Annotated in this window: 12 protein-coding genes and 1 pseudogene; 12 read left to right on the top strand and 1 reads right to left on the bottom strand. The window is 32.9% G+C overall.

Translation table 11 applies throughout. The features are described 5' to 3' along the window. The first annotated feature begins 4 nt into the window (after positions 1-4). The 8 genes from mutL (at position 5) to hfq (ending at position 9,088) form a co-directional block, all read left to right on the top strand. The gene (mutL, locus tag LQ675_RS00065; RefSeq protein ID WP_107610399.1) at positions 5-1,975 is read left to right on the top strand and encodes a DNA mismatch repair endonuclease MutL; all 1,971 of its coding nucleotides are present in this window, start codon (positions 5-7) and stop codon (positions 1,973-1,975) included. A gap of 9 nt (positions 1,976-1,984) precedes the next feature. Further along, the gene (locus tag LQ675_RS00060) at positions 1,985-2,518 is read left to right on the top strand and encodes a glycerol-3-phosphate responsive antiterminator (protein ID WP_048542689.1); all 534 of its coding nucleotides are present in this window, start codon (positions 1,985-1,987) and stop codon (positions 2,516-2,518) included. A gap of 190 nt (positions 2,519-2,708) precedes the next feature. Further along, the gene (locus LQ675_RS00055) at positions 2,709-3,527 is read left to right on the top strand and encodes an MIP/aquaporin family protein (RefSeq protein ID WP_048542691.1); all 819 of its coding nucleotides are present in this window, start codon (positions 2,709-2,711) and stop codon (positions 3,525-3,527) included. Positions 3,528-3,553: 26 nt separating this feature from the next. Further along, positions 3,554-5,047 carry a glycerol kinase GlpK gene (gene glpK, locus LQ675_RS00050; RefSeq protein ID WP_049318999.1) on the top strand — a complete coding sequence of 498 codons (1,494 nt, stop codon included), beginning with the start codon at positions 3,554-3,556 and terminating at the stop codon, positions 5,045-5,047. 114 nt (positions 5,048-5,161) lie between these two features. Continuing rightward, the gene (locus LQ675_RS00045; RefSeq protein WP_058591431.1) at positions 5,162-6,838 is read left to right on the top strand and encodes a glycerol-3-phosphate dehydrogenase/oxidase; all 1,677 of its coding nucleotides are present in this window, start codon (positions 5,162-5,164) and stop codon (positions 6,836-6,838) included. Between the two features lie 136 nt (positions 6,839-6,974). Continuing rightward, complete coding sequence (locus LQ675_RS00040; RefSeq protein WP_158258867.1) at positions 6,975-7,922, top strand: alpha/beta fold hydrolase; 948 nt, start codon at positions 6,975-6,977, stop codon at positions 7,920-7,922. Next, complete coding sequence (miaA, locus tag LQ675_RS00035) at positions 7,915-8,844, top strand: tRNA (adenosine(37)-N6)-dimethylallyltransferase MiaA (RefSeq protein ID WP_048542697.1); 930 nt, start codon at positions 7,915-7,917, stop codon at positions 8,842-8,844. The genes LQ675_RS00040 and miaA overlap by 8 nt, the downstream gene beginning before the upstream one ends. A 13-nt stretch (positions 8,845-8,857) precedes the next feature. Continuing rightward, positions 8,858-9,088: an RNA chaperone Hfq gene (gene hfq / locus LQ675_RS00030; RefSeq protein ID WP_048542700.1), complete on the top strand. Its 231-nt coding sequence runs from the start codon at positions 8,858-8,860 to the stop codon at positions 9,086-9,088. 66 nt (positions 9,089-9,154) lie between these two features. Here hfq and LQ675_RS00025 read toward each other — a convergent pair whose 3' ends face one another. Continuing rightward, entirely contained in the window at positions 9,155-9,628 is a 474-nt protein-coding gene (locus tag LQ675_RS00025) for a glutathione peroxidase (RefSeq protein WP_048542702.1), read from the bottom strand. 108 nt (positions 9,629-9,736) lie between these two features. Between LQ675_RS00025 and hflX the strand changes: the two genes are divergently transcribed. The 4 genes and pseudogenes from hflX (at position 9,737) to glnA (ending at position 14,035) form a co-directional block, all read left to right on the top strand. Next, positions 9,737-10,975 carry a GTPase HflX gene (gene hflX / locus LQ675_RS00020; protein ID WP_239728095.1) on the top strand — a complete coding sequence of 413 codons (1,239 nt, stop codon included), beginning with the start codon at positions 9,737-9,739 and terminating at the stop codon, positions 10,973-10,975. An 11-nt stretch (positions 10,976-10,986) separates the two neighbouring features. Beyond that, positions 10,987-12,234 carry a methionine gamma-lyase family protein gene (locus LQ675_RS00015; RefSeq protein WP_239728097.1) on the top strand — a complete coding sequence of 416 codons (1,248 nt, stop codon included), beginning with the start codon at positions 10,987-10,989 and terminating at the stop codon, positions 12,232-12,234. A gap of 85 nt (positions 12,235-12,319) precedes the next feature. Continuing rightward, positions 12,320-12,557 (top strand): annotated as a pseudogene (locus LQ675_RS00010) (MerR family transcriptional regulator); the annotation flags it as partial. A 137-nt stretch (positions 12,558-12,694) separates the two neighbouring features. Continuing rightward, the gene (gene glnA / locus LQ675_RS00005; protein WP_048542707.1) at positions 12,695-14,035 is read left to right on the top strand and encodes a type I glutamate--ammonia ligase; all 1,341 of its coding nucleotides are present in this window, start codon (positions 12,695-12,697) and stop codon (positions 14,033-14,035) included. Positions 14,036-14,248: the final 213 nt, after the last annotated feature.

Raw genomic sequence — 14,248 nt, 5'->3', positions numbered from 1 at the left:
TGCATTGGGAAAAATTAAAGAGCTCGAATTATCTTTAGCCAACAAAATAGCTGCAGGTGAAGTGGTAGAAAGACCAGCTTCTGTTGTGAAAGAATTGTTGGAAAATGCAATTGATGCTCAAGCTACTCAAATTGATATTACGATTAAAGAATCAGGTATTCAATCTATTAGAGTCGTAGATAATGGAACAGGCATTGAAGCAGACGATATATCCAAAGCTTTTGGTAGACATGCGACAAGTAAAATTAATAACGATTATGATTTGTTTCATATTCGTACGCTTGGTTTTAGAGGAGAAGCTTTGGCGAGTATTTCATCAGTGAGTAGAGTGACGATGAAGACTTGTACAGATGGTATGCTTGGTCATGAAGTACGCGTTGAAAATGGTGAAATTACAAAAAAACAACCTGCTAAAGCTAAAAAAGGTACAGATATTCTTGTTGAAGATTTATTCTATAATACGCCAGCAAGATTAAAATATGTTAAAAGTTTGTATACTGAACTGGGTAAAATAACGGATATAGTGAACAGAATGGCAATGAGTCATCCAAATATCGCATTTAATCTCGTATCAGATGATAAAACAGTTATTTCAACAAATGGTTCAGGTAGAACAAATGAAGTAATGGCTGAAATTTATGGCATGAAAATTGCGAAAGACCTTGTACCAATTAATGGAGAAACAGATGATTACGTCGTAAATGGTTTTATTTGTAAACCTGAGCACACGAGAAGTAATAGACATTATATTTCTATATTTATAAATGGTCGATATATTAAGAATTTTGTACTTAACAAAGCGATTATAGAAGGTTATCATACACTATTACCAATTGGCAGGTATCCAATCGTTTATTTAAATATTGAAATGGATCCGATTTTAGTAGATGTTAACGTTCACCCGACGAAACTAGAAGTAAGACTTTCTAAAGAACAACTACTTTATGATTTGATTAATCAAAAAATTAAAGAAGCATTTAGAGGTATGTCATTAATTCCAGATACATCTTTAGAAAAGCAAAAACCTAAAAAATCACAAAAAGAAATTTTTGAGCAACAAAGAATAGATTTTGAAGCCAAAAGAAATCAAAATACAACTCAATATCAGCACATATCTGATAAAACTGAAAGTGTCGAAGAAACTGAAAAAACAAATGAATCTACTAGTAGAGAACCTTCATCTTCTTGGCAATTTAAAGATAAAACTGAACATCATTCGGTTATTCAAGAAGATACTATCAGTCAAGAAGCTAATAGAGATATAGAAGTTCCACATGATGAACCCGAGCAGGTAGAGAATAATGAAGAAACTTATGAAGTTCAAGATACAGTAGAACATGTTGATACACCATATCAAACACCAATTGAAGAAGAGCAAGTATCTGAAGGGCCACGTGTACCGTATATGGAAGTTGTAGGTCAAGTTCACGGAACATATATTGTGGCACAAAATGATACGGGCATGTTTATGATTGATCAACATGCAGCGCAAGAACGAATTAAATATGAATTTTTCAAAGAAAAAATTGGTGAAGTCACAAATGAAACACAAAGTTTATTGTTGCCATTAACATTTAATTTTTCTAAAGACGAGCACATGATTATTGAAAAGCATTTACAATCACTTGCTGAAGCGGGCGTATTTTTAGAACCAATTGGTCATCATGATTATATGGTCAGTGAATATCCGGTTTGGTTACCTAATGTTGATGCAGAAGAAATTATAAAAGATATGATCGATTACGTGTTAAATCATGAAAAAGTTGATATTAAAAAATTAAGAGAAGATGCAGCAATTATGATGAGTTGTAAGAAATCTATTAAAGCTAATCATTATTTAAGAAACCATGAAATGAGTCATTTGATAGATGAGTTACGAGAAACAACCGACCCATTTACTTGTCCGCACGGAAGACCAATTATTATTGAATTAACGACGTATGAATTAGAGAAATTATTTAAACGCGTTATGTAGGAGGATAAAATGAATAATCATATATTACCAGCTATTCGCTCTATGAAAGATATGGAAAAATTCTTTAAGATGGATTACGAGAGATGCGTTTTATTAGATACACATATCGGACATTTGCAAGGTATTTTAGAGCAAATGAAAAAGCATCAAAAAGAAGTGATGCTTCATATTGATTTAATAAAAGGTTTATCAAATGATGAAGCAGCTGTTGAATATGTTATACAACAATATAAACCACATGGCATCATATCAACGAAATCAAAAATTATTAAGCGTGCAAAAAAATTAAATACGTTAACCATATTACGTGTATTTATTCTTGATAGCACTGCGTTAAGTAGAAGTATTGAACTTATTAAACAATCAGACCCTGATCTAGTAGAGGTTCTGCCAGGTGTTGCTACTAAAGTAATCAAAGAAATCAGTGATAAAACAGGTAAGCGAATTATTGCGGGCGGTTTAATTAATACTAAAGAAGAAATTGATTTAGCAATTGAAAGCGGTGCACAATATGTTACGTCTAGTGATATTACAATTTGGTAAATCTATTTGACAACGTTTTCATAAAGTATTATACTTCTAATTAAGTTAATATATGAGATGAGTAAATGAGACCCTCTACGAAAAGAAACTATGCGTTAAATTTGTATAAATTACTATATAAATATTATGTGTAGTTCAACGTAGGGGGCTTTTTATGTATTAGCATATTTTATTTAGGAGGGTGTTTAATATGAGTGAATTTTTAGGAGAATTAATCGGTACAGCCATCTTAATATTGTTTGGTGGTGGTGTGTGTGCTAACGTCAATCTAAAAGGTACACTTGGTAAAGGTGCAGATTGGATTGTTATATCATTAGGTTGGGGACTAGCTGTTATGCTTGGCGTTTATGCAGTTGGAAATGTATCCGGGGCGCATTTAAACCCAGCTGTTACACTAGGCTTTGCAATTGATGGATCATTCCCATGGTCTAAAGTTGTTCCATTTATTGTGGCACAAATGCTTGGTGCTATGATTGGTGCTGCTTTAGTATGGGCTACTTATTTACCACATTGGAAAAAAACTGAAGATCAAGGTGCTAAATTAGGTGTATTTTCTACTGGTCCATCTTATCCAAACTATGTAGCAAACTTTATGAGTGAGATTATTGGAACTATGATCTTAGTTATGGGATTATTATTTATAGGAACAAATAAATTTACTGATGGCTTAAACCCATTAATTGTTGGTTTATTAATTGTAGCAATTGGTTTAAGTTTAGGTGGTGCGACAGGTTATGCCATTAACCCAGCTCGTGATATCGGGCCACGTATCATGCATATGTTATTACCAATTCCGGGTAAAGGAAGTTCAAATTGGAAATATGCGATTGTACCACTATTAGGGCCTATTTCAGGCGGTATGTTAGGTGCTGCATTATTTAACATTTTCTTTAACGGGGTTGTAAACGGATTCGTTATTTTCTCAATCATCTTTACTGTGATTGTCGTATTGTCTGGTATTTTCTTAAATAAATCAATACTTAAAGACGAAGTTTCAGAAATTCTGTAATATACAAATTTATAGGAGTGTTTAATATGGAAAAATACATTTTATCAATTGACCAGGGTACAACAAGTTCAAGAGCAATACTTTTTGATAAAGAAGGTACTATCAAATTTGTGAGTCAAAGAGAATTTAAACAATACTTCCCTAAAGGCGGTTGGGTTGAGCATGATGCTAATGAAATTTGGACATCAGTATTAGCAGTTATTTCAAGTGTACTTAATGAAAATAACATTAGTCCAAAGCAAATCGAAGGTATTGGTATTACAAACCAAAGGGAAACTGCAGTTGTATGGGATAAAAACACAGGACGTCCAGTTTATCATGCAATTGTTTGGCAATCTCGACAAACTCAAGACATTTGTACAGAATTAAAATCTAAAGATTTAGAACCAATTTTCAAAGAAAAAACAGGTCTATTATTAGATCCATATTTCTCAGGTACAAAAGTAAAATGGATTCTTGATAATGTTGAAGGTGCTAGAGAAAAAGCTGAAAACGGCGATTTATTATTCGGAACAATTGATACATGGTTAATCTGGAAATTTACAGGTGACGTTCATGTTACAGATTACTCAAACGCAAGTAGAACATTAATGTATAACATTTATGACTTAAAATGGGACGAAGAATTATTAGAATATCTTGATGTACCAGCTTCTATGTTGCCAGAAGTTAAACCTTCTAGTGAAGTATATGGTTATACTCAAGAGCATCACTTCTTCGGTGAGAAAATAGCAATCGCTGGTGTAGCAGGTGACCAACAAGCTGCATTATTTGGACAAGCATGCTTTGAAAGTGGAGAAGTTAAGAACACATACGGTACTGGTGGATTTATGTTAATGAACACTGGTGAAAAAGCTGTAAAATCTGAAAGTGGTTTATTAACAACATTAGCTTATGGTCTAGATGGAAAAGTAAACTACGCACTTGAAGGTAGTATTTTCGTATCAGGATCTGCTATTCAATGGTTAAGAGATGGATTAAGAATGATCAAATCAGCACCAGCTTCAGAAGATTATGCTAATCGTGTTAAATCTACAGAAGGCGTATACGTCGTACCAGCGTTTGTTGGTTTAGGTACACCTTATTGGGATGCAGATGCTAGAGGTGCAATCTTCGGCTTAACACGTGGTACTGAAAAAGAACATTTCATTAGAGCAACTTTAGAATCATTATGTTACCAAACTAGAGATGTGTTAGAAGCAATGGAAAAAGATTCTGGTATTAATGTTGAAACATTAAGAGTTGATGGCGGCGCTGTTAAGAATAATTTCTTAATGCAATTCCAAGCTGATATTGTAAATACGCCAGTAGAAAGACCGGAAGTAAATGAAACAACTGCATTAGGTGCAGCATACTTAGCTGGATTAGCAGTAGGTTTCTGGAAATCTAAAGATGAGATAAAACAACGTTGGAAATTAGAAACAGAATTCAAACCTGAACTTGAAGAAGAAGAACGTGAAAAACTTTATAAAGGTTGGAAAACTGCAGTAAAAGCCACTCAAGCTTTTAAATTAGATTAAGTTGTGTTATCATATAGTTAAGTTAATATTTCGTAGAGACATGAGAGGCTTTGTTCGTACATTTTTTGTAGGGATAAGTCTCTCATTTTTTACATTTTATAGGAGGAAATGGTTATGCAACAATTATCAGCATTAAATCGTAATCAAGTTAAAGATCAACTTAAAAATACTGAATATGACGTAGTCGTTATCGGTGGAGGAATCACTGGTGCAGGTATCGCTTTAGATGCAGCGCAACGTGGTATGAAAGTAGCATTAGTTGAAATGCAAGACTTTGCACAAGGTACAAGTTCTAGAAGTACGAAATTAGTTCATGGTGGTTTACGTTACTTAAAACAATTCCAAGTTGGCGTAGTTGCTGAAACTGGTAAAGAAAGAGCAATCGTTTATGAAAATGGTCCTCACGTAACAACACCGGAATGGATGTTATTACCTTTACACAAAGGCGGTAGCATGGGTCCATTTACAACATCAATCGGTTTGAAAGTTTATGATTTCTTAGCAGGTGTCAAAAAAGCTGAACGTCGTACAATGTTAAACAGAGAAGAAACAATTAAGAAAGAACCACTTGTAAAACAAGACGGTTTAAAAGCTGGTGGTTACTATGTTGAGTACCGTACAGATGATGCTCGTTTAACAATTGAAGTTATGAAACGCGCACGTGAGTTTGGTGCAGATATCATTAACTATGCTAAATCAAATAAATTCTTATACAACAAAAAGAAAAAAGTATCAGGTATCGAAGTAACTGATTTATTACAAAATGAAATTTTCGAAATTAAAGGTAAAAGAGTTATCAACGCGGCAGGTCCATGGGTTGATGAAGTACGTGGTAAAGACTATTCAACAAACAATAAACAACTTAGATTAACTAAAGGTGTTCATATTGTTATTGACCAAAGCGTATTCCCATTAGGTCAAGCTGTATACTTTGATACAGAAAACGATGGCAGAATGATCTTCGCGATTCCTAGAGATGGAAAAGCATACGTTGGTACTACTGATACAATTTATGATAATGATAAATCTTCTCCTAAAGTTACAGAAGAAGATCGTCAATATTTATTAGATGCTATTCACTATATGTTCCCAACTGTTAAAGTTGAAGATAAAGATATCGAATCAACATGGGCTGGTGTTAGACCATTAATCTTTGAAAAAGGTAAAGATCCATCAGAAATTTCTCGTAAAGATGAGATTTGGGAAGGCGATTCAGGCTTACTTACAATCGCTGGTGGTAAATTAACAGGTTACCGTCATATGGCTCAAGATATTGTTGATTTATTAAGTAAACGCCTTAAAGAAGAATATAAATTATCATTCAAACCTTGTCGCACAAAAGAAACTTACATTTCTGGCGGTAACGTTGGTGGTAGTAAAAATTATGAATCATTCGTTGAAAGCAAAGTTAAAGAAGCTAAAAACTACAACTTATCAGAAGATGCAGCACGTTATTTAGCTAGAAAATACGGATCTAATGTAGATGAAGTATTTGCTATTGCACATGCTACACAAATTGCAGACGTTAATCTTCCAATCGAAGTATATGCTGAAGTTATATACAGCATTCAAAAAGAAATGGTTCATAAACCAACTGACTTCTTAGTACGTCGTTCTGGACGTTTATACTTTGATATTCAATATGTATTAGATCATAAAGATGCAATTGTTGAAGTAATGGCACAAGTATTAAATTATGATAATGATACTAAACGTGTTTATAAAGATGAATTAGAACAAGCTATTAAAGAAGCGGTTAATCCAAATGATCAACCAGCTATTGTTAAATAATTTATAAATCATTTATTTATACCTACTGACAATTTTTTGTCGGTAGGTTTTTTTATATATTGTATGATTGATTTGTGAATATATTTTTAAGCGCTATAGATTTTGCTATAATGTCTTATAAGGGAGGCGCATGTCTTTGAGACGATTTAATCATAGAATTACATTATCTACAGAACAAACTTTAGAAGTTACAATCGATAAAACGGATGAAAAACCGTTTGGAATTATACATATACTGCATGGTGTGGCTGAACATAAAGATAGATATGATGCAGTAGCAGAATATTTATGTAAAAGAGGTTATCATGTTTTACGTCATAACCACAGAGGTCATGGTATGGACATAGAAGCTTCTTCAAGAGGTCATTTTAATGCATTACAAGATTTAGTCGACGACGTTAAAGAAGTAAGGGATACGTTTAAAAACGAACTGAATCCAGAATTGCCATTTATATTACTTGGACATTCTATGGGTTCGCTAGTAGCGAGGCAATATGTTCATGACTATCCTAATGATGTAGATGCTTTGATACTATTTGGGACGGTTGTTTATCCTAAAATTCAAGGTAATTTAAATTTATATGCATTAAAGTTTGTGAATTTATTTTTAGGAAGTCGCACAAAATCAAAGTTTATTAATAATATTGCTTTTAAGACAATGAATAGACAACATAAAGATTTAAATAAAGATCATAAATGGTTAAGTCAAAGTGATGAAAATCGTGAGCAATATGAAAAAGATATGTATTCAGGATTTCCAATTTCTCATAAAGTACTACTAGAAACAGTTAAAGCAGCTGTACAAACTAAGAAAATCAGTTATATAAAAAAACAAAATATAAATATGCCTATCCTATTAGTGTCAGGTAAAGAAGATCACTTTGGTGGATTTGGTAACGGCATTAAACAATTAGCTTCTATTTATAAACGTTCTGGAGTCAAACATGTCACAGTACAATTATATAAGAATAAACGTCACGAAGTGTTATTTGAGACAAACCGTTATGTAGTGTATGAACATTTATATAATTGGTTGACGATACAAATTAAACAATTAGAAAAAGAGGAAATATCCAATGAATGAAAAACCATTAATTGCAATAGTAGGTCCTACTGCAGTAGGTAAAACAGAATTAAGCATTAAATTAGCCAAATCTTTAAACGGTGAAGTTATTAATGGTGATGCCTTTCAAATTTATAGAGGTTTAGATATTGGAACAGCAAAAGTAACTGAAGAAGAAAAAGAGGGCGTTGTTCATCATTTAATAGATGTTTATGAACCAGATGAACCTTATTCAGTATATCAATTTAAACAAGACTTCGAAAGAATTGTTAAAGATATTCATGATAGAGGAAAATTGCCAATACTTGTCGGTGGTACAGGTTTATATGTACAGTCGGTTTTATATGATTATAACCTTGAAGAAGAGATAATTAGTTCTGAAAAAATGGAAATAACAAAAAATAAATTAAATAAATTATCTAAATTATCAAATATTGAATTGCACAATTATTTACATGAAATTGACCCGAAAACCGCGTCATCAGTGCATCCAAACAACCGAAAAAGAGTGGAACGAGCAATTGAATATTACTTAAATACGAAAAAAACTTTAAGTGAAAGAAAGAAAAGCCAGACATTTACTGGAAAATATAGTACAATATTAATTGGGATAGAAATGTCGCGCGAAACATTATATCAAAGAATTAATATGCGCGTTGACATGATGTTGGAGCGAGGATTATTAAGAGAAGTGTCTAATCTTGTTGAGAAAGGATATCAAAATTCTCAAAGTATGCAAGCAATTGGATATAAAGAATTGGTACCAGTAGTAAAAGGAGAAATAGACATAGAAACCTCTACAGAACAAATCAAGCAAAATTCAAGAAGATATGCCAAACGTCAAATGACTTGGTTTAAAAATAAAATGAATGTGACTTGGTTTCAACGGGATAAACAGTCTTTAACAGAAATCGCAGACAACGTAATCCAATTATCCAAGTGAAGGGGAAAGTCATATGGCAGAGAAAGAAAATATTCAAGAAGTTTTACTTAAGAAATTCAAGTCAGAAGGAACTGAACTTACAGTATTCTTACTAAATGGATTTCAAATGAAAGGGAAAATTGTCGACTTTGACGACAAAGTTGTATTATTAGATATTCTCGGGAAAGAACATCTAATTTACAAACATGCTATCTCAACTTTCGTAGACGCTCAAGATGATGTAAATCAAGATAGCGAACAATAATTATATTTGAAATAATAAGCGGCTAGGACATTATTATGTCTTAGCCGTTTATTTATGTGAATCTCACTATAATACTGCTTCTATTGAACTTCTTAATTGTTCAGGATTTTTTTGTGGAGAAAATCGATTCACAACTTCTCCGTCTTTATTCACTAAGAACTTAGTAAAGTTCCATTTAATTGATCCGTTTAAAATACCTTTTTTAGCAGAAGTAAGATATTCATATAAAGGATGTTGTTCAGAACCTTTAACTTTTATTTTTTCATGCATTGGGAAAGTTACACCATAATTTAATTTACAATTTTGGTATGCTTCATAAGAGTCACCGGGTTCTTGATTACCAAATTGATTACATGGAAATCCTAATACCACGAAATCTTGATCTTTATAATCTTGGTATAAAGCCTCTAAACCTTCAAATTGAGGTGTGAATCCACATTCACTTGCTGTATTAACTATTAAAATTGCTTTTCCTTTATACTCAGATAATGAATATTCTTCACCGTTCGTTTTTGCAACAACGAAGTCATAAATTGACATTGCCATCACTCCTTTTCTTAATTCTATTATAATCAAAAATTTATCAAAGTCATATCAATTTGCATGCATGTTTATATGTTAAAATATATTTAAAGTGAGCGTGATAAAATGAAAAACGATATGAAGTCAACAAAACATGAAATAGAAAAAGTAATCCTGTTAGCAATTCATGATAAAAAAGATGATGAAGCAACATTCAAATCAACAGTTCAAGAATTGGAATCTCTTGCTGTCACAAGTCAACTAGAAGTAATGGAAGTCTTTAATCAAAAAAGAGAACGACCTGATCAACAATATTATTTTGGTAAAGGTAAAATAGAAGAAGTCATTGAATATATCGAATTGAATGATATTAAAGTGAATGCAGTTATCGCAAATGATGAATTGACAACTGCGCAATCAAAACATTTAGATGAATTATTTAATACAAAAATTATAGACCGCACGCAATTGATTTTAGAGATTTTTGCTCAAAGAGCTTCAAGTAGAGAAGGTCAATTGCAAGTTGAATTAGCACAGTTAGATTATTTATTGCCGAGATTATCTGGACACGGCAAAAGCTTATCTCGTTTAGGTGGCGGTATTGGTACGAGAGGTCCAGGTGAAACGAAATTAGAAACAGATAGAAGACATATTCGTACTAGAATGAATGAAATAAAACATCAATTAGAGACAATTGTTTCTCATCGATCACGATATAGAGAACGACGTCAACATAATCAAGCTTACCAAGTTGCATTAATTGGCTATACAAATGCCGGTAAATCTTCATGGTTTAATCAGTTATCAAATGATGAAACATTTGAACAAGATTTGTTATTTGCGACTTTAGATCCTAAATCTCGTGCAATTACGATAAATAACGGGTTTAACGTTATACTTTCTGATACAGTTGGGTTTATTCAGAAGTTGCCTACAACATTGATTGCAGCATTTAAATCGACTTTAGAAGAAGCGAAATATGCGCAACTACTCGTTCATGTTGTAGATGCAAGTCATCCACACTATATGGAACAGTATGAAACGGTTATGACTTTAGTCAATCAATTAGATATGGGCCATATTCCGATGTTAGTCGTATTTAATAAAAAAGATTTAGCACCTTCTAATCATTCGGCAATATCAGGACAATCTATATTTGTTTCAGCAAAAAATTCTAATGATAAAGCTATATTTAAAGAAAAATTAGTCGATATGATTAAAGAGACAATGGATTATTATGAAATGGATATATCATCAAGTGATGCTGACAAATTATATTGGCAAAAAACACATACTTTAGTTGAAAAAATGGATTTTGATGAAGAAACAGAAACATATCACATAAAAGGTTATAAACAGAAATAAGAGGTAAATAAATGGCACAGAAATTAAAAGAATTAATTATTGATGTAGAAAAAGAATTAAGACCATACTTTGATCAAATCGAACAAAATGCTTTAATCGCTCAAGAACATGTACTTGATGCATTTCACGAAGTGAAAATCACTGAATCAGACTTAATCGGTACAACAGGTTATGGATACGATGATATAGGTCGAGATCATTTAGAAGATGTTTATAGTAAAGTATTTAAAGCTGAAGACAGTTTAGTAAGACCACAAATTATTTCAGGAACGCATGCAATAACATTAGCGCTTAACAGCCAACTGAAATATGGGGAAGAATTATTATATATTACAGGAACACCTTATGATACGTTATTAGAAGTAATCGGTATAAATGGTAATGGTATTGGAAGTTTTATTGAACAAGGTATCGCTTATCGAGAAGTACCATTGAAACAAAATAAAATAGATATTCATTCAGTGTTAGAAAATATTAATGAAAATACTAAAGTTATTGCGATACAAAGATCAAAAGGTTATAGTTCACGACCTTCATTAACAATTGAACAAATTGAACAAGCAATCAAAGCGATTAAAGAAGTATACCCAGATAAAATTATATTTGTGGATAATTGTTACGGAGAATTTGTTGAAGATAAAGAACCAATTGAAATAGGTGCAGATTTAATAGCAGGTTCTTTAATTAAAAATCCAGGAGGTGGTTTAGCTAAAATTGGCGGGTATATATCAGGAAAAGCTGACCTGATAGAACGTTGTGCATACAGATTAACGGCACCAGGAATTGGTAAAGAAGCGGGCGCATCTTTAGGGAGTTTGCCAGAAATGTACCAAGGGTTCTTCTTAGCACCGCATGTTGTCAGTCAAAGTTTGAAAGGTGCTTTATTTACTTCTCGCTTGTTAGAAAAATTAAATATGACAACGATACCACATTACCAAGATAAACGCACAGATATTATTCAATCTGTTACTTTTGAAACAAAAGAACAAATGATTGCATTTTGTCAGTCGATACAACACGCATCTCCAATTAATGCTCATTTTAGTCCGATGCCTAGCTATATGCCAGGTTATGAAGATGATGTCATCATGGCTGCAGGTACATTTATTCAAGGATCTTCAATAGAGTTAACAGCAGATGGTCCAATAAGACCACCATATGAAGCATACATTCAAGGTGGCTTAACTTATGAGCATGTTAAAATTGCGATAACGCGTGCTGTACAGCATTTAATCAAGCAAAATCTTGTTGAATTATAAAAGATGTAAGGTTTCCTGACATTCATTTGTTTTCTGAAAATTTATGTGCTAAATTTATAACAAGTTCTTACTAAAGGAGGCGGTCGTGCTGTCAAGAGACATAATCAGAAGAAACATGGCCGTGTTCCCGATTGGTGTCGTAATCAAGTTAACAGAGCTAACAGCTAGACAAATCAGATACTATGAAAGCAATGAGCTCGTTTCGCCCAAAAGGACTGAAGGTAATCAACGGTTATTTTCTTTAAATGACCTTGAACGATTACTGGAAATTAAAAATCTTATCGAAAAGGGATTTAATATGAAAGGCATTAAACAAATTCTTTTGGAAGAAGAAAATGACCTTTCTGATGAAGAACTGAAGATGAGAGAGCGGGTAATTAGAGGAACTTCTAAAACAGAGGGACCACTTAACCGTGGAGATTTATCAAGATTTTTTAATTAAAAACTGGAGGATAATCACATGGCTAAACAAACTTTTACAAAAGAAGATATTTTTCGTTTTGCTGACGAAGAGAACGTACGTTATTTGAGATTACAATTTACTGACATTTTAGGTACAATTAAAAACGTTGAAGTACCAATTGCACAATTAGAAAAAGTATTAAACAATGAAATGATGTTTGACGGTTCTTCAATTGAAGGATTCGTGCGAATTGAAGAATCGGATATGTATTTATGTCCTGACTTAGATACTTGGGTAATTTTCCCTTGGACAGCAGGAAAAGGTAAAGTAGCACGATTAATTTGTGATATTTACAATCCGGATGGCAAACCATTCCCTGGTGATCCACGTACAAACTTAAAACGTGTATTAAAAGAGATGGAAGAGTTAGGATTTACAGATTTCAACTTAGGACCTGAACCAGAATTCTTCTTATTCAAATTAGATGAAAAAGGAGAACCAACATTAGAATTAAATGATAATGGTGGATACTTCGACTTAGCTCCTACAGATTTAGGTGAAAACTGTCGTCGTGATATCGTTCTAGAATTAGAAGATATGGGCTTTGACATTGAAGCAAGTCACCATGAAGTAGCACCTGGTCAACATGAAATCGACTTTAAATATGCTGATGCTATAACAGCATGTGATAACATTCAAACATTCAAACTAGTTGTAAAAACAATTGCACGTAAACATAACTTGCATGCGACATTCATGCCAAAACCATTATTTGGTGTAAACGGAAGCGGAATGCACTTTAACGTTTCATTATTCAAAGGTAAAGAAAATGCGTTCTTCGACCCAAATGGAGAAATGCAATTAACGGATGATGCCTATCACTTTATTGCTGGTATCTTGAAAAATGCACGTGGATTTACAGCAGTATGTAACCCATTAGTAAATTCATACAAACGTTTAGTGCCTGGTTACGAAGCACCATGTTATATTGCATGGAGTGGTCAAAACCGTTCACCATTAGTAAGAATACCTGTATCTCGCGGTTTATCAACTCGTGTTGAAATTCGTTCAGTAGACCCAGCAGCTAACCCTTACTTAGCATTAGCTACTATCCTTGAAGCTGGATTAGATGGTATTAAAAATAAATTAACGCCACCAGAATCAGTAGATCAAAATATCTATGAAATGGATAGAGAAGAACGTGAAGCGGTAGGTGTACAAGACTTACCATCAACACTTTACACAGCTGTTAAAGCAATGAGAGAAAATACAGTTGTCAAAAAAGCATTAGGTAATCATATCTATCGCCAATTTATTCAATCTAAATCATTAGAGTGGGATTATTACCGTACACAAGTATCAGAATGGGAAAGAGATCAATATATGAAGCAATACTAATTGCTATTAACCCTCAAAGCATACGCTTTGAGGGGTTTTTTTGTGTAATTAAAACCATACGCTATGCGTATGGTACAGTATGGTTTAACCGTTGTATTAAAAAATGCATCTCTACATGCTAGAATAATATTTGGTCAGCCAACCAAAATTAACAACACGAGGAGATGCATTAAATGTCATCAGACACAAACAGTTTAGCACATACAAAATGGA

This window comes from Mammaliicoccus sp. D-M19, assembly GCF_022386695.1.
Taxonomy (GTDB): domain Bacteria; phylum Bacillota; class Bacilli; order Staphylococcales; family Staphylococcaceae; genus Mammaliicoccus; species Mammaliicoccus sciuri.
The sequence above is the reverse complement of the archived record's forward strand: the minus strand, read 5'-3'. Positions and strand labels throughout refer to the sequence as shown.